This is a genomic window from Nocardiopsis akebiae (assembly GCF_018316795.1).
Classification (GTDB): domain Bacteria; phylum Actinomycetota; class Actinomycetes; order Streptosporangiales; family Streptosporangiaceae; genus Nocardiopsis; species Nocardiopsis dassonvillei.
The window spans coordinates 2,345,728-2,362,351 of sequence record NZ_CP074132.1; the positions used below are offsets into that span (position 1 = coordinate 2,345,728).

The 16,624-nt window shown below is 73.3% G+C and carries 12 protein-coding genes; 9 read left to right on the top strand and 3 right to left on the bottom strand.

Translation table 11 applies throughout. The features are described 5' to 3' along the window. Positions 1-122 precede the first annotated feature (122 nt). Positions 123-1,091 carry a DUF11 domain-containing protein gene (locus KGD83_RS10150; RefSeq protein WP_212643545.1) on the top strand — a complete coding sequence of 323 codons (969 nt, stop codon included), beginning with the start codon at positions 123-125 and terminating at the stop codon, positions 1,089-1,091. Positions 1,092-1,146: 55 nt separating this feature from the next. Here KGD83_RS10150 and KGD83_RS10155 read toward each other — a convergent pair whose 3' ends face one another. Then, on the bottom strand, positions 1,147-2,379 hold the full coding sequence (locus tag KGD83_RS10155; RefSeq protein ID WP_212643546.1) for a DUF349 domain-containing protein: 1,233 nt from the start codon (positions 2,377-2,379) through the stop codon (positions 1,147-1,149). Positions 2,380-2,831: 452 nt separating this feature from the next. Between KGD83_RS10155 and KGD83_RS10160 the strand changes: the two genes are divergently transcribed. From KGD83_RS10160 to KGD83_RS10175, 4 genes are all read left to right on the top strand, one after another. Beyond that, the gene (locus KGD83_RS10160) at positions 2,832-3,509 is read left to right on the top strand and encodes an MBL fold metallo-hydrolase (protein ID WP_212643547.1); all 678 of its coding nucleotides are present in this window, start codon (positions 2,832-2,834) and stop codon (positions 3,507-3,509) included. A 277-nt stretch (positions 3,510-3,786) separates the two neighbouring features. Then, positions 3,787-5,541, top strand: a complete 1,755-nt coding sequence (gene aspS / locus KGD83_RS10165) for an aspartate--tRNA ligase (protein ID WP_212643548.1) — start codon at positions 3,787-3,789, stop codon at positions 5,539-5,541. A gap of 682 nt (positions 5,542-6,223) precedes the next feature. Further along, positions 6,224-8,254 carry a SpoIIE family protein phosphatase gene (locus KGD83_RS10170; protein WP_212643549.1) on the top strand — a complete coding sequence of 677 codons (2,031 nt, stop codon included), beginning with the start codon at positions 6,224-6,226 and terminating at the stop codon, positions 8,252-8,254. Positions 8,255-8,284: 30 nt separating this feature from the next. After that, the gene (locus KGD83_RS10175; RefSeq protein ID WP_212643550.1) at positions 8,285-9,628 is read left to right on the top strand and encodes a replication-associated recombination protein A; all 1,344 of its coding nucleotides are present in this window, start codon (positions 8,285-8,287) and stop codon (positions 9,626-9,628) included. Positions 9,629-9,734: 106 nt separating this feature from the next. Here the strand turns inward: KGD83_RS10175 and KGD83_RS10180 are convergent, their stop codons facing one another. Continuing rightward, complete coding sequence (locus KGD83_RS10180) at positions 9,735-11,318, bottom strand: serine/threonine protein kinase (RefSeq protein ID WP_212643551.1); 1,584 nt, start codon at positions 11,316-11,318, stop codon at positions 9,735-9,737. A 390-nt stretch (positions 11,319-11,708) separates the two neighbouring features. On the opposite strand from KGD83_RS10180, the gene KGD83_RS10185 reads away from it, so the two are divergent. From KGD83_RS10185 to alaS, 3 genes are all read left to right on the top strand, one after another. Further along, positions 11,709-12,101, top strand: coding sequence for a DUF948 domain-containing protein (locus tag KGD83_RS10185; RefSeq protein WP_013154102.1), 393 nt, complete (start codon positions 11,709-11,711; stop codon positions 12,099-12,101). Beyond that, complete coding sequence (locus KGD83_RS10190; protein ID WP_212643552.1) at positions 12,098-12,376, top strand: hypothetical protein; 279 nt, start codon at positions 12,098-12,100, stop codon at positions 12,374-12,376. The genes KGD83_RS10185 and KGD83_RS10190 overlap by 4 nt, the downstream gene beginning before the upstream one ends. 262 nt (positions 12,377-12,638) lie before the next feature. Further along, the gene (alaS, locus tag KGD83_RS10195; RefSeq protein WP_212643553.1) at positions 12,639-15,305 is read left to right on the top strand and encodes an alanine--tRNA ligase; all 2,667 of its coding nucleotides are present in this window, start codon (positions 12,639-12,641) and stop codon (positions 15,303-15,305) included. A gap of 449 nt (positions 15,306-15,754) precedes the next feature. Here the strand turns inward: alaS and KGD83_RS10200 are convergent, their stop codons facing one another. Then, complete coding sequence (locus KGD83_RS10200; RefSeq protein WP_212643554.1) at positions 15,755-15,904, bottom strand: hypothetical protein; 150 nt, start codon at positions 15,902-15,904, stop codon at positions 15,755-15,757. Between KGD83_RS10200 and ruvX the strand changes: the two genes are divergently transcribed. Beyond that, positions 15,896-16,381 (top strand): Holliday junction resolvase RuvX, encoded by a 486-nt coding sequence (gene ruvX / locus KGD83_RS10205; protein WP_047869664.1) that lies wholly within the window; start codon positions 15,896-15,898, stop codon positions 16,379-16,381. The genes KGD83_RS10200 and ruvX overlap by 9 nt on opposite strands. The last annotated feature ends 243 nt before the right edge of the window (positions 16,382-16,624 follow it).

Sequence of the window (16,624 nt, forward strand, 5' to 3'; positions counted from 1 at the left end):
CCGGCCGTGCGCGCCCTTTCGCGTGTTCCGGGTTCCTCCGCATGGCGCACGATCGAAGTGACTACTCCGTGTTATTCCGTATAGACGTAATGTCATTTCTGTGCTCGTACGCGGAGGAGACCATGGCCGTAGCAACGGCGGTGTCTGCGGTGGGGCTGGCGGCCCTGCTCGCCCTGCCCGGCGCCCACCACGCACCCGACGGGTCGGGAGGCGGCGGAGGGGAGGTCGTGCCCGGCGCGGACAGCCTGCACGTGGCCCTGGAGTCCCGCTCCGAAGCGCAGCGGCTGGGCCCGGGCGACCGGATCCACTACACGGTCGAGGTGCGCAACGACGGTGACGAGGCGGTGGCCGGGGCCGAGGTCGTGCAGTTCCTCCCCCCGACCGTGCGCTACGTCTCGGGGACGTCCGGAGCCGAGCCGGGGGAGGGGCGGGTGACCTGGTCGCGGTCCCTGGAGCCCGGGGAGCGCGCGAGCATGCGGTTCACCGGGGAGGTCACCGGGGTCCGCGGCGGGGGAGAGCACCCGGTCGCCACGGTCTGCGCGCGCCCGGAGCCGGGAGCGGTGCTGGTCTCCTGTGACGCGGCCGTGCACCGCGTCCACGGGGCGGTGCCGCCGGTGTGGGTGGTCACGGGACTCGCCTTCGCGGCCTCGGTGGCGCTGTGCGTCGGCGGCCTGGCGCGCCACCGCAGCACCCGGGACCCTCGGGAGGGGGAGCCCGAGGCGCGGACGGCACCCGTCCGCGCGAACGCCGGCGGATCGGAGAAGGCTACCGTGGGCGCGGCCCGGGAGCCCGCCGGGGCCGGACCCGCCGCGGCGGCGGAGGGGACCGCCGACCGGCCGCGGATCGTGCTGGAGACGCTGATCGTCCACAGGGCGGCGCCCGACCCCGTCCCCGAGACCGCGCGCGGTGCCCAGGCGCCCGGACCGGACGCGGGTGCGGGCGGCCAGGGAGGGGAGCACGGGGCCGCACGCGTGCCCGACACCGGGGCACGGCCCGAGGCCGGTCCCCGGTCCGGGTCGGAGCCCGTGCCCGCCGAGACCGCGCACGCGCCCGCGGAGGAGCCCGAACCGGTCGCCGGGCCGCGCGGCTGACCCGGGGCCGCGCGAACGGACGGGCCGCGCCCCGGGCGCGGCCCGTCCGGCGGGTTCAGCTCAGCTCGTCGAGGGCCTTCTCCGCCTCGGCCAGCCACGAGCGGCGGGCCTCCAGCGCGTCCTCGTACTCCCTGACCCGGCGCTCGTCGCCCCTGTCCCTGGCCTTGCCGAGCTTGGCCTCCAGGTCGGCGATCGCCGCCGCCAGCTGCGCGGCCGTGTCCCTGGCGCGGGCCCGCGCCTCGGGGTTGCTGCGCTCCCACTCGGCGTCCTCGGCCCGGCGCACGCCGTCCTCGATCTGGCGGAAGGCGCCCTCCAACTGGTCGCGCACGTCGCGCGGCAGCTCACCGGCCTCCTCCCAGGCGTCCTGGAAGTCGCGCAGCCGCGCACGCGCCCGGCGCGGGTCGGAGATCTTCGGGATCTCCGCCTGGGCCTCGGCCAGGATCCGCTCCTTGGCCTCGGCGTTGACCCGCAGTTCGGCGTCGCGCTCGGCGAAGGTCGCGTTGCGCGCGTCGAAGAAGGTGTCCTGCGCGGCCTTGAATCGCGTCCACAGCTTGTCCTCGCTCGCCCGGTCCGCCCGGCCGCTGCGCTTCCAGCGCTGCATGAGGTCGCGGTAGGCGCGGGCAGTGGCACCCCAGTCGGTGGAGCCCGACAGGGCCTCGGCCTCCACCACGATGCGCTCCTTCTCCACGCGCACCGACTCGCGCTCCTGGTCCAGGTTGGCGAAGTAGGCCTTGCGCCGCTTGGAGAAGGAGTTGCGCGCCGCCGACATGCGCTTCCACAGCGCCTGCTCGGTGGGCCGGTCGGCCCGCGGGGCCTTCTTCCACTCCTCGATGAGCTGGAGCATCCGCTCGCCGCCGGACTTCCAGTGCGTCGTCTCCACCGCGACCCGCTCGGCCTCGGCGACGATGCGCTCCTTGACCTCCCGGGCCTGGCCGCGCGCCTGCTCCTGGGCCTGCTTCTGCTCGACCTTGCGCTCCTCGGCGCGGCCCGCCAGCGCGTCCAGGCGCCCCATCAGCGACTCAAGGTCGCCGACCGCGTTGGCCTCCCGGACCGCGTCGCGCAGCTTGTCGATGTTCGACATCGCGGCGGAGGCGGACAGGTCGGTGTTGCGGAGCCGGTTCTCCAGCAGCTCCACCTCGGTGACCAGGGAGTCGTACTTGCGCCGGAAGAAGGTCAGAGCCTCCTCCGGCGCCCCCGCCTGCCACGATCCGACGACCCGCTCGCCTTCGCTCGTGCGCACGTAGACCGTGCCTTCGTCGTCTACGCGGCCCCAAGGGTCCGTGGTCACCGTGTCCTCCTGCTGTCATGAACCCGGCCGTGGGGCGGGTTCGGGTCGTCGCGTCGCACTCCTCGCCGGTTCGCGATGGGAACCACCGTGCTGAGCACGATATCCCCGCGATCCGGTGGGAGGCGCCGCGCCGTGAATTCACGTCTGCGCAGATCACGCGGGTCCGCGCGCCCTCGGGTATGGGGCCGGGCCGCCCTCCCGCCCAGCGCTGGCGCAGGTCGGGGCCCCGGCGTGCACCAAGGACGGTGACCAATATGGCATTACCACGCGGTTTGGCAAAGAGGCCAGCCGCGCGCGGTGATCGAATGGTGATCAAACGAGTACCCGGGTACGACGACCAAGTCGCCGCCCCCGCCCCGCCTCGATAGGCTGCACCCGGGGGACGCTGCGTCCGGACCGGGACCCGCCGCCCCGCGACCGCGCACCCGACCGAGGACAGGACGACATCCGCCGTGCTCATCGCCGCACTTCCCACCGGGCCCCTCGCCGCGAACTGCTACGTGCTCGCACCGGCCCCGGGCGGCGACTGCGTCATCGTCGACCCCGGCCAGGAGGCCACCGAACAGGTGGACAAGGTCCTGGCCGAGCACGGGCTGTCCCCCGTCGCGGTGCTGCTCACCCACGGCCACTTCGACCACGTGTGGTCGGCCGCCGACCTGTGCGCGCGCCACGGCGTGCCCGTCCACCTGCACGCCGCGGACCGAGGTCTGCTCACCGAGCCCGCCGCGGGGGTGGACCCCGGCTTCGCCGCGCAGCTGTCCGCCCTGCTGGGCCCGGGCCCCCACACCGAGCCCGAGCACCTGGTCGAGGTCGGCGGCGGCGACACCCTCACCCTGGCCGGACTGGACTTCGTGGTCGAGCACACCCCCGGCCACACCCCCGGATCGGTCGTGTACACGGTGACCACCGAGGACGGCGTCCCCGTGATGTTCGCCGGGGACCTGGTCTTCGCCGGTTCCATCGGACGCACCGACTTCCCCGGCGGCGACCACGCCGCCATGCTGCGCAGCCTCGCCAGCGCCGTGCTGGGCCGTCCCGACACCACCCAGATCCTGCCCGGCCACGGCCCGGCCACCACCGTCGAGCGCGAGCGCGCCACCAACCCCTACCTGCGCGACGTCACCGGCTGACCCCGTGTCCAGGCCGCCCTCTCCGTCCCGCGGGAACGACGTATGACCACCCCACACCACCGAGGCGTCCGCCGCCCGAGCGCGCCCGCGCGGCCGCCCGGCGGACGAGATACCCGCACCGGCGCCGTCTGAGGGCGGTCGTCCGGTGGCTTCGCACGCCCTTCCCCCGGCCCTCCCCCCACCGGGTGCCCGGAGGCCGTGTGCGCAGGATCTGGCCCGCACCCGAGCGCAGGTCGGGCACACTTGACACGAACAGAGACGCTGAAGGAGTAGTCCGTTGATACGCACGCATGAGGCAGGTGCGTTGCGCGCCGAGCACGCAGGCGCGACCGTCGTCCTCGCCGGGTGGGTGGCACGCCGCCGCGACCACGGCGGGGTGGTCTTCCTCGACCTGCGCGAGGCCTCCGGGGTGGTCCAGGTCGTCGTCCGCGAGGACGACCTCGCCCACGACCTGCGCGCCGAGTACTGCATCAAGGTCACCGGCTCGGTCCGGGTCCGCCCCGAGGGCAACGAGAACCCCGAGATCCCCACCGGCGCCGTCGAGGTCGTCGCCGACGAGATCGAGGTGCTCAGCGAGGCCGCGCCGCTGCCCTTCCAGCTCGACAGCGCCGCCGACGTGGCCGAGGAGACCCGGCTGCGCTACCGCTACCTGGACATCCGCCGCCAGGAGATGGCCGACAACCTGCGCCTGCGCTCAAAGGCGACCTACGTCGCCCACGAGGTCATGCGCGACCTGGGGTTCACCTACGTGGAGACCCCCTACATGACCCGCTCCACGCCCGAGGGCGCCCGCGACTTCCTCGTGCCGGTCCGCCTCCAGCCGGGCCACTGGTACGCGCTGCCGCAGTCCCCGCAGCTGTTCAAGCAGCTGCTCATGGTCGGCGGCATGGAGCGCTACTACCAGCTCACCCGCTGCTTCCGCGACGAGGACCTGCGCGCGGACCGCCAGCCCGAGTTCACCCAGATCGACCTGGAGATGAGCTTCGTCGACGAGGAGGACCTCTTCGCCGTCGGCGAGAAGCTGTTCACCCGCCTGCTGCGCGAGGTGCGCGGGGTCGAGCTGCCCGCGAGCTTCCCGCGCATGCGCTACGCCGAGGCCATGGACCGCTTCGGCTCCGACAAGCCCGACCTGCGATTCGGCCAGGAGCTGGTCGAGGTCACCGCCTACTTCGCCGACACCCCCTTCCGGGTCTTCAAGGCCCCCTACGTGGGTGCCGTGGTCATGCCGGGCGGCGCCTCCCAGACCCGCAAGGAGCTGGACGCCTGGCAGGAGTGGGCGCGTTCGCGCGGCGCGAAGGGCCTGGCCTACGTGCTCGTCCAGGAGGACGGCTCCCTGGGCGGCCCGGTGGCCAAGAACCTCTCCGAGGCCGAGCGCGAGGGCCTGGCCGCCCAGGTCGGCGCCGCGCCGGGCGACGCGGTGTTCTTCGCCGCGGGCGCCCGGACCGCGAGCCAGGAGCTGCTGGGCGCGGCCCGTCTGGAGATCGGCAGGCGCTGCGACCTGATCGACACCTCCCGATGGGAGATCCTGTGGATCACCGACATGCCCCTGTTCGAGGAGGCCGACGAGGAGGGCTCCTGGAAGCCGGTGCACCACCCCTTCACCGCCCCGGCGGTGCAGGACGAGGCCGACTTCCAGGACCACCCGGGCAGCACCGACTCCCGCGCCTTCGACCTGGTGCTCAACGGCTACGAGCTGGTCTCGGGCTCCATCCGTATCCACCGGGCCGAGATGCAGCAGCGGATCTTCGACGTCATCGGTCTGAGCAAGGCCGAGGCCGAGTCGAAGTTCGGCTTCCTGCTGGAGGCGTTCAAGTTCGGCCCGCCGCCGCACGGCGGCCTGGCCGTGGGCTGGGACCGCATCGTCATGCTGCTGGCCGGTCAGCCGACCATCCGCGAGGTCATCGCCTTCCCCAAGACCGCATCGGGCGGCGACCCGCTGACGGGCGCGCCCACGCCGATCACCGCTGAGCAGCGGTCCGAGGCCGGGGTGGACGCCGACCCCGAGGCCGAGGAGCGGGAGAAGCGCAAGTAGGAGGGCCGCCGGTCCCGTCGGGGGCGGTGCGCGCACGGCGCGCGCCGCCCCCGACTCGTGTACCGGGGGAGGTGCCGCGGACCGCGGACCCGCCTTCCGGCCGCCCCGGGACCGAAGAATTTCGCGGCCCCCGCCGGATGCCCGAATTCATCACATTTTGAACCTGTCTCATTCGGTCACTCGGCGAAAACGGTCGGTTATCGGGCGTCATGGAGGGGTGCCCGCGTGGCCGGACGCGGACTCGGTACCCCGGTACGGATGCGCGGACAGCCGTCATCCCCTACCGTTGAGGGCGAATCACCCCTTCCGAGCCGCGATGAGAACGTGTTGTGGAGTGGACACGGACCTCACGGGGACACCCCCGATCACGGGCGGAAGTGGTGGCGGAGTGCATTCTGCGCTGTTGAGTCACACGGGCGTAACGATTTCCATCCTGTGGTCGCTCGGGTGCGACCCCGGGTGCGGAATCGGCGGCCCTCCCGTCGCGCCGATGGAGTACGCGGGTCCGCGTCCAGCCAGGTCACACGGACGCCGGACGACGCGTGCGTCGGCCCTGCCCCCGTTCCGGCACCAGATCCGGCCCAGCCCCGGACACTAGAATGAGCCGGTCGGAACGTTTCAAGGGTGACCGCGCCTGCGCGCGCGGGTGTGACGTCCGAGACGACATGAGGATGAGTCATACGTGAACGGAAAACGCGCTTCAGGCGATGGTTCCGAGAGCGCTCTCGCGGAGGCGTTCTCCCACGCCCCCGAGCCCATGGCGCTCGCCCTGGCCGACGGCGCGATCGTGCACGCCAACCTGGCCTTCACCGAACTCTTCGGCCGCGACGCCTCCGATCTCGCCGGAGGGGCCTGGTTCGACCTCCTCGACGGTGACGACGCCCAGCGCGGCGCCCGCGCCCACGACGAGGCCCTCGCCGGGCGCTGGGGCCGACGGTCCCGCCTGCGCCTGAACATCGCCGACAAGGCCGCCCACCTGGTGGAGGCCGAGCTGCGCCCCCTGCCCGGGGACGGGCCGGAGGGCGCCCGCGCGGTCGTCCTGCTGCACGTGCTCTCCACCGAGGAGGCCGACCTGCGCGTGATCGGCGAGCTGCGCACCGACAACTCCGACTCCGTGCTGTGGAGCCTGGACCCGGTCAGCGGACGCCTGCGCGAGATGTTCGGCCCCACCCCGCTCGGCGCGCTGCTGGCCGGGAACGACCGAGAACTCGAACGCATCCTGGAGCGCGTCCACCCCGACGACATCGCCCGCGTGCGCGACGCCATCTCCGCCTCCTTCGCCGGACGCGACTACGAGCAGCGCTTCCGCGTCTTCGACCGCCTCGGCGACGAGCGCTCCCTGCACGTGCGCGCCCGCTACGTGCCCGGCGACCCCGACCGCCTCGTGGGCATCGTCGACGACGTCACCGAGCACGTCCAGCTCGTGCGCCGCCTCGCCGACCGCCGCCGCACCGAGGCCGAGCACGGCCGCCTGGTCACCGAGCTGTCCTCCAAACTCGTCTCGGCCACCACCGTCGACAAGGTCATGGACCTGCTCAGCGAGGAGTTCCTGCCCATCTTCGGCGGAGTCCAGGCCGTCGCCCTCTACGTCGAGAACGGACTGCTGCGCAGCTCGCCCAGCGCCCACGCCAAGAGCGCCACCAGCAACATCGACCGCATAGACGGCCGCCGCGCCGACGACACCGACTTCCCCATGGGCGCGGTCATCCAGGACCGCCAGCCCCGGTTCTTCGAGAGCCGCGCCGAGATCATCAGCCGCTTCCCGGCCGCCGTCGAACTCATGCGCCAGGTGCGCGGCCAGGCCTGGGCCACCGTGCCCATCTTCGGCGACGGCAAGGTCGCCCTGGGCGTGTGGCAGATGGTCTGGGACCGCCCCCACCACGCCAGCCGCGACGAGCGGGCCCTCATGCTCACCTTCGCCGGACTCGCCGGGCAGGCCCTCCAGCGCATCAAGGCGCAACAGGCCGAACTGGAACTGGCCGACGCGGTCCAGCGCCGCATGCTGCCCCGCCAGGTGGCCAGCTTCCCCGACATGGACATCGCCACCAAGTACCTGCCCTCCCGCGCCGACTGGCGCATCTGCGGCGACTTCTACGACGTCATCGAACTCCCCGAGAACAAGGTCGGCCTCCTGGTCGGCGACGTCCAGGGGCACGGCGTCGAGGCGGCGGCCGCCATGGGCCAGATCCGCGTGGCCTTCCGCGCCTACGCCACCAACCAGTCCGACCCCGGCGTCGTCCTGGGCGAGACCAACCGCCTGCTCAGCGAGACCGGCGAGATCGTCTTCGCCACCTGCGGCTACCTCGTCGTGGACCGCGAGAGCGGCGTCATGCAGGCGGCCTGGGCCGGACAGCCGCCGGTGGTCCTGGCCACCCGCGACGGCTACGAGCTCTGGGAGCCCGAGACCGGCCCGCCGCTGGGCGTGCTCCCCGACCCCGAGTACACCGTCACCACGCGCATGCTCCCGCCCGGCACCGCCCTGCTGCTGTGCTCCGACGGACTCGTGGAGAGTTCCGAGGTGCCCATGGGGCAGGGGCTGGCCAGGGTCGGCGCGGCGCTCTCCGAGCACCACGAGAACCCCGAGGCCGCCGCACACGTCATCGCCGAGATGGCCCCGGCCGGGCGCGGCGACGACATCGCCCTGCTCATCACCCGCATGATCCCCTCCGCCGAGCCCGCGCGGGACCGCGCCGCCGTGGCGACGACGACCTGACCGGTGCCCTCGGCGGCCTACCCTGGACAGGTGTCCGACACGCTCTTCGACGACGCCGGCGCGGAGGCCGCCAGGGGCCAGGAACCGCTCGCCGTGCGCATGCGCCCCCGCACCCTCGACGAGGTCGTGGGCCAGCGCCACCTGCTCGGGGAGGGCAGCCCGCTGCGCCGCCTGGTCGAGGACGACGCGCCCATGTCCGTGTTCCTTTGGGGCCCGCCCGGCACCGGCAAGACCACCCTGGCCACCGTGGTCAGCCGCGTCACCAAGCGCCGCTTCGTGGAGCTGTCCGCCGTCAACGCGGGGGTCAAGGACGTGCGAGCCGTCATCGACGACGCCCGGCGCCGCATGGGCATGCACGGCACCCGCACCCTGCTCTTCGTGGACGAGGTCCACCGCTTCAACAAGACCCAGCAGGACGCGCTGCTGCCCGCCGTGGAGAACCGCTGGGTCAGCTTCATCGGCGCCACCACCGAGAACCCCTTCTTCTCCGTGGTCAGCCCCCTGCTGTCGCGTTCGCTCCTGCTGTCCCTGGAGTCGCTGGAGGACGCCGACGTGCGAGCCCTGGTGGACCGGGCGCTGGCCGACGAGCGCGGGCTCGACCGGCGCTACACGCTCTCCGACGAGGGCGCGGACCACCTCGTGCGCCTCGCGGGCGGCGACGGCCGCCGCTCCCTGACCTACCTGGAGGCCGCCGCGCTCGTCGCGGGCGCTCCCGGCGCGGAACCGGTCACCATCACGGCCGAACACGTCGAACGCGCCGTGGACCGGCACGCCGTGCGCTACGACCGCTCCGGCGACCAGCACTACGACGTCGTCAGCGCCTTCATCAAGAGCATGCGCGGCTCCGACCCCGACGCCGCCCTGCACTACCTCGCCCGCATGATCGAGGCGGGTGAGGACCCCCGCTTCATCGCCCGCCGCGTGGTCGTGCACGCCAGCGAGGACGTCGGCATGGCCGACCCCACCGCCCTGCAGACCGCCGTGGCCGCCGCCCAGGCCGTGGAGCTCATCGGCATGCCCGAGGCCCGCATCAACCTCGCCCAGGCCGTCATCCACATCAGCCTGGCCCCCAAGTCCAACGCGGTCGTCTCGGCCATCGACGCCGCCGCGGCCGACGTGCGCGCGGGCCTGGCCGGCCCCGTCCCAGCCCACCTGCGCGACGGCCACTACCGGGGCGCCGCCGAACTCGGCCACGGCAAGGGCTACCGCTACGCCCACGACTTCCCCGGCGGCGTCGCCCCCCAGCGGCACGCCCCCGACGAGCTCGCCGACCGCGAGTACTACCGGCCCACCCAGCACGGCGCCGAACGGCGCTTCGGCGAGGTCCTCCAGCGCATCAAGGAGGTCCTGCGGGGCGGCGGCCAGCGCGGCTGAACGCCGGGGAGCGGCCCGCGGTACCGGCGCGCGTGCCGCGGACGGCGCCCGGCCGCCGCACGCCCCCGGAAGGGGAACCAGGGGACGGGCGCCCGCTCCGCTGAGGTCAGTCGGTGAACAGCTCCGTCACCCGCACGATCTCGCGGGGCCCCTCGCCCCCCTCCCCGGCGGGTTCGGCGAAGGTCACCTCCACGATGACCACCGGGCCCCACGACAGGTAGTCGACGAAGTCGCTCCCGGTCAGCTCCCAGGTGCCGCGGCCCTCCTCGTCGATGAACAGGTGCTCGGGCGCGGCGCAGAACTTGGCGCAGAGCACCTCGGCGTCGGGGGCGACGACGGCCTCGCCAGGCTCCCCGGCCGCGTCCCACTGCTCGGCCCAGGCCGCGTGGCTGGGGACGCCCCGGCCGCGGACCGGCTCGTCCTCGCGGTCGACGGGGGTGTAGACCCACGGCCCCGTCTCGGGGGACTCCTGCTCGGCGGGGTCGAACCGCACCACCAGGGTCAGCGGGTCCTCCTCGGCGACGGGGCTCGGCGACGCGGACCCCTCACCGGCGGCGCCCGCGACCAGGGCGTCCCCCTGCTCGGGGGCGAGCAGCCGCGAGACGCCCCACACGCCGCCGCCGACCAGCGCCAGCGCGAGCACCGCGCTCGCGGCCAGGAACACGGCCCGTGCGGGGCGCCGGTTGGACATGCGCCCCTCCAGCCGGATCACCTCGGGCACCCGCGCGGGGGGCTCCACGGCGTGCCACTCGCGCTCCAGGATGCGCGCCAGCTCGTCGCGGTCCGGTGCGGCGGACGCGCCTCCGACGGGGGAGGCCCCGCCGCCCTCCGCGGCGTTCTGCGCCTGCCACACCGCGATGACCGCGCCGATCACCTCGCGCAGGCTGGGGCGGCCGTCCGGGTCGGGGTCCAGGGAGCGCCCGACCACCGGCTGCAGCCCCTTGGCCAGACCGGTCAGGTCGAAGGAGCCCCGCGCGGCGCGCTCGGCGATCTCCTCGGGCTCCCCGGGGCCGAAGGGCAGGCGCCCGGTCCCGGCGAAGGCGACCACGGCGCCCCAGGCGAACACGTCGGCGGCGGGCGTGGCCGCCCCGCCGCCGAAGCGCTCGGGGCTCAGCCAGGTCGCCCCCGCCCCGCGCATGCGCTCGGGGGAGGCCACGACCGCGCACTCCATGATGTGCGGGCCGTGCGACTCCAGCAGGATCTCGCTGGGGCGCAGCGATCCGTGCGCCACGCCGCGCGCGTGCAGCGCGGACAGCCCCTCGGCCAGGCCGGTGGCCAGCGCGATGAGCTTGCCGGTGCCCAGCCCGCCGCGCTTGGTGACGAAGTGGGACAGCCGTTCGCCCGCCATGTAGGGCATGGACAGCCACGGGGGGTTGGCGTCGCTGTCGAAGGCCGTCGGGACGACCACGCGCGCGGAGTCGACGTTGGACAGGGCCCGCAGCCGCCGCTCCAGCGCGGGGTAGGCGTCAGCGGACTCCAGTTCGGCGGATGTGAGGACCTTCACTGCCACCAGGCGGTCGCCCGCGCTAGCGGAGGCGGTGTCCACGGCCGCGTAGACGGTGCCGCTGCCCCCCTGTCCCAGCCGTCCGAGGACGAGGTAGGGACCGATCCGCGATGGGTCGTCCGGATAGAGGGGGGCCAGGTCCGGCGGTACCAGTACGGAGATCTCTCGGGGAGAACGAGGGCTCATGAGCGTCCTGTCGATGCTTCTGGGGCCGAGGGGCGGCTGAGTGTCCGCACATCGTAGTCAGCTTTTCGGAAGGACCGGGCTTGCGACCGATTGTCCCCCAGGACGGGCGCAGCGTCGATCCCCGTGGCCCGGAGCGGCCGTCCCGCGGAGGGTTCGGACGCGCCGTGGCGCCCTCGCCCGCCCGGAGGCGGGACGCGATAGGGTCGGCCGAAACCGGCCCGTCCCGCGCGGACCATAAGGGGAGTATCCGCCGAGCCGGGGAACGCCCGTCCGCGGTGCCCGGCCCGGCCCGGCGCGGTCGCCGGCGTCCCCCGGCCCCCGGTCCCGGCGCGTGCCCGAGGGGCCGCCGCACACCCTCGAAGTCACCCTCTATCTGTCCACGGAGCCCGCATGCTTACCGGAGGAGAGGTCGCCGCGCTCGTCGCCGCGGTGGTCTGGGCGGTGCTGGCCACGTTCATGTGCGTGGCGCTCGTCAAGCTCATCAAGCTCATCAACGAGGCGACCAAGGTCGTGTCGGAACTGGGGGACCGCACCCCGCCCCTGCTGGACGACGTCGCGTCCACGGTGGAGCGCACCAACACCTCGCTGGAACGGGTCGAGGAGATCACCGCCAACGTGCAGGCCAGTTCCGAGGACGTCTCCACGATGACCGCGCTGACCCGCTCGGTGCTCACCGGCCCGCTGGTGAAGGCGGCCTCGCTGTCCTACGGGGTGCGCCGCGTCCTCGGTCAGCGCAGGGCCCTGGCGGTCGTGCGCACCCGCAGGAGGAAGGCGAACCGGTGATCGGCAGACTGTTCTACCTCGCCGCGGGAGCCGCCATCGGCGGCTACGCGGTCCACCGCGTCCACCGCGCCCGGCGCTCCCTGACCCCGGGCGGTATCGCCGAGCGGGTGGAGGGCCAGGTCAGCGAGTACCGTGGCGCCCTGCGCGAACTCAACGAGGACCTCGCCGACGCCGTGCGCGAGCAGGAGGAGGAACTCCTGCGCCGGTACGCCCCGCGAAAGGGGGGCCGGTCCCTGCCAGGGGCCGACGAACGCGGGCTGCCCGGGTCCGGCTAGAGCCCGCCCCCGCGCGGCCGCCGCTGCGCCGCGAGCGCCTGTGGGCGACGGGGCCCGGCGGTGGTCGGCGGCGATAGCCTGGGAACAACCTGACCGCCGCCGTTGTCCTGATCGGGACGGCCCCGGCGGCCACCCGCAAACCACGCGCGCCGGTAGCGCGGTTCCCTCTACGATGGGCGCCTACCGACCACGCGTGACCACGGTCCCGGCAGGGACAGCCACGTCGCCCAGGGCGGCGGAGCCGAGCAGCAGGAGGGCATCAATGGAGACGGCAGAGATCGCGCGCCGCTTCCTCAGTTTCTTCGAGAAGAACGGACACACCGTCGTGCCCTCGGCAAGCCTCATCGCCGAGGACCCCACGCTGCTGCTGGTGCCCGCAGGCATGGTTCCCTTCAAGCCCTACTTCCTGGGTCAGCGCACGCCCCCCCACGACACCGCCACCAGCGTGCAGAAGTGCATCCGCACCAAGGACATCGAGGAGGTCGGCAAGACCTCCCGGCACGCCACGTTCTTCCAGATGCTGGGCAACTTCTCCTTCGGCGACTACTTCAAGGAGCGGGCGATCCCGCTGGCCTGGGAGCTGGTCACCACGCCCGTGGACGAGGGCGGCTTCGGCATCGACCCCGAGAAGCTGTGGGTCACCGTCTACCTCGACGACGACGAGGCCGAGGCGATCTGGCGCGACAAGGTGGGCGTGCGGCCCGAGCGCATCCAGCGCATGGGCAAGGAGGAGAACTACTGGGACATGGGCGTGCCCGGTCCCTGCGGCCCCTGCTCCGAGATCTTCTACGACCGCGGTCCCGAGTACGGCGTCGACGGCGGCCCCGAGGCCGACGAGGACCGCTACATCGAGATCTGGAACCTCGTCTTCATGCAGTACGAACGGGGTGAGGGCAGCGGCAAGGAGTACCCCATCCTCGGGGAGCTGCCCAAGAAGAACATCGACACCGGCCTGGGCCTGGAGCGCCTCGCGGCGGTCCTGCAGGGCGTCGACAACATCTACGAGACCGACATCATCGGCCGCGTCCTGCACCGCGCCGCCGAGCTCACCGGCACCCGCTACGGGGACGGCCAGGAGCAGGACGTCATGCTCCGCGTGGTCGCCGACCACGTGCGCAGCGCCGTCATGCTCGTCGGCGACGGCGTGCGGCCCGGCAACGAGAAGGCCGGGTACGTCCTGCGCCGCATCCTGCGCCGCTCCATCCGCAACCTGCGCCTGCTGTCGGGCACCGACACCGCCTTCCTGCACGAGCTGACCGAGGTCAGCATCGACGCGATGAAGGACATCTACCCCGACCTGCTGGACCGGGCCGACGTCATCCACGGTGTGATCGACACCGAGGAGCGCAACTTCGCCGAGACCCTGCGCGCGGGCACCGCGCTGTTCGGCCGCGCCGCCGAGCGCACGCGCGCCGGGGGCGGCACCGTCTTCTCCGGGTCGGACGCCTTCCAGCTCCACGACACCTACGGCTTCCCCATCGACCTCACCCTGGAGATGGCGGCCGAGCAGGGGCTGTCCGTGGACGAGTCCTCCTTCCGCGAGCTCATGCAGCGCCAGAAGGACACCGCCAAGGCCGACGCCAGGTCCAAGAAGCTCGGCAACGCCGACATCTCCCTGTACGCGCGGATGCTGGAGGGCGCGGGGGAGACCGACTTCCTCGGCTACACCGAGTCCGAGAGCGAGTCGCGCGTCAAGGGCATCGTCGTGGACGGCGTCTCGGCGCCCGCGGCCCGCGCGGGGGACAAGGTCGAGATCGTCCTGGACAGCACCCCGTTCTACGCCGAGAGCGGCGGCCAGCTCGCCGACACCGGCACGCTGACCGTGGACGGCCGCGGCGTGGTGGACGTGGAGGACGTGCAGAAGCCGCTGCCCGGCCTGTTCGTGCACCGCGGCACCGTCCGCTCCGGGGAGGTCGTCCTGGACGACACCGTGCACGCGGGCATCGACACCGGCCGCCGCCACGCCATCGAGCGCTCGCACTCGGCGACCCACCTCATCCACTCGGCGCTGCGCAACGCGCTGGGCCCGTCCGCCGGCCAGGCCGGTTCGGAGAACCGCCCCGGCCAGCTGCGCTTCGACTTCACCGCCGACAGCGCGCTGGGCGGCGAGCGCCTGGCCGAGGTCGAGGAGGAGGTCAACACCGTCCTGGCGGGCGACATCCCGGTCCAGACCGAGGAGAAGAGCCTGGACGAGGCGCTGAAGATGGGCGCCATGGCCATGTTCGGCGAGAAGTACGGCGACCGCGTACGCGTCGTGGAGATGAGCGACTACTCCGTCGAGCTGTGCGGCGGAACCCACGTGCCCTCCACCGCGCGGCTGGGCATCGTCAAGCTGCTCGGCGAGTCCTCCATCGGCTCGGGCGTGCGCCGCGTGGAGGCGGCGGTGGGCGTGGACGCCTTCCGGCGCCTGTCCAAGGAGTCGACGCTGGTCGGGCAGCTGTCCGAGCAGCTCAAGACCCCGCGCGAGGAACTGCCCGAGCGCATCGACTCCATGGTCTCCCGGCTGCGCGCCGCCGAGCGGGAGATCGAGAAGCTGCGCGCCGCCCAGGTGCTCCAGGCGGCCGGTTCGATCGCCGAGGGCGCCCGCCGCCACGGCGCCGCGCTGGTCGTGGCCGCCCCGGCGCCGGAGGGCGCCAGCGGTGACGACCTGCGCAAGCTGGTGCTGGACGTGCGCGACCGCCTCGGCGAGGACGAGCCCGCGGTCGTGGCGATGACCGCCGTGCCCAAGGACCGCCCGGTCGTGGTGATCGCGACCAACAAGGCCGCGCAGAAGGCCGGGATCAAGGCGGGCGAGCTGGTGGGCATCGCGGCCCGCGCGCTCGGCGGCGGTGGCGGCGGCAAGCCCGACATCGCCCAGGGCGGCGGAAGCGACGCCAGCAAGGTGGACGAGGCCCTGCGCGCCGTCGAGGAGCGCGTCGCCAGGGGGTAGACCGACGGTTCCGGAGGGCGTGCGCGGTACCTGTGCCGCGCACGCCCGCCGCGTGTGCGCGGGCGTGACGAGGACCACCGGAGTCGGCTGTTTCCCAGGCGCGCCAGCCGAACCCCGCATGGACACGAAATGAATATGTAGCATAACCAAGCGTGACTATGTGGAGGATTCCACGGCGCCCGGGCACGCTGGTCCCCACGGGGCCCGGACCCGCCGCCACCTGCGGGGGGACCGACCCGGGGCCGGTTTCCGGGCGCCGCCTCGGCGTTCGCCCGCGCAGCGGCGGCTCCCGGGTGTTTTACACTCTGACGGAGCGCGTCCGACCCGGACCCCGCCGGAACCGCCCCGTACGAGGCGGCCGACGCGGCCCGCGGCCCCGCACGGCGCCCAACACCGTTGAGGCTGCGCGCTGTCATCGAATCGGGCATACTGTGGCGCGTCACAGCCGATCACACGGCTGTCAGTGCGGAGATTCCCGCGATCCAGCTGACGAACAGGACCACCGTGTTGAGGATTTCCCAGCCGCGGTGCCGTGTCCGCAACGGCACGGCCCGCCCGAGCACCGCTTCCGGTTCCGGGAAGAGGTCCTCGTGAGGCACGGTGTGCGCCTGGCCGTCGACCCCGGCAACGCACGCATCGGAGTCGCCGCGAGCGACCCCAGCGGCATGCTCGCCAGCCCGGTCGAGACCGTCCGGAGGGGAAAGGGCGACACGCAGCGCATCGCCCTGCTGGTCCTGGAAAGGCAGGCACGGGAGGTCGTGGTGGGCTACCCCGCCTCGCTCTCGGGGGAGGAGGGCCCGGCGGCCCGCTCCGCGAGGGAGTTCGCGCGCACGCTCGCCGCTCTCCTGCACCCCGTCCCCGTCCGTCTGGTCGACGAACGCCTCACCACGGTGACCGCTCAGAGCCAGCTGCTCTCCGGCGCCTCCTTCGCCGCCAAGGGAGCCAGGGGCGGGCGGGCCCGCAGGTCGGTCATCGACCAGGCCGCCGCCACCGTGCTCCTCCAGAGCGCCTTGGACCAGGAACGGTCAACAGGCCATCCCCCGGGCGAGATCGTCCGCTCCAGCCAGGGAGAATGATGAACGACAGGGATGACTACCCCGACACTCCCTATCGTGGGCGAGCCGACCGTGAGCGCGGTTACGACCACGACCCGCTCAGCGGCCCCCCGCCCGCGCAGCCGCCCTCGCGCGGCCGCAGGGCGCGCCCCGAACCGGCGGACTGGAACGAGGAGTCCGGCACGGGTGGGTTCCGCCCGCCCCGGAACGCGTCCCGCGGCGGCGGGTACGACCCGCTGGGCCCCGAAGGACAGCCCTCCGGGC

What these genes read in the sequence shown, in the direction of transcription:
- KGD83_RS10150 (WP_212643545.1), top strand. Translation starts at nt 123, where the DNA reads ATGGCCGTAGCAACGGCGGTGTCTGCGGTGGGGCTGGCGGCCCTGCTC.
- alaS (WP_212643553.1), top strand. Translation starts at nt 12,639, where the DNA reads ATGGAGACGGCAGAGATCGCGCGCCGCTTCCTCAGTTTCTTCGAGAAG.
- KGD83_RS10180 (WP_212643551.1), bottom strand. Translation starts at nt 11,318, where the DNA reads ATGAGCCCTCGTTCTCCCCGAGAGATCTCCGTACTGGTACCGCCGGAC.
- KGD83_RS10185 (WP_013154102.1), top strand. Translation starts at nt 11,709, where the DNA reads ATGCTTACCGGAGGAGAGGTCGCCGCGCTCGTCGCCGCGGTGGTCTGG.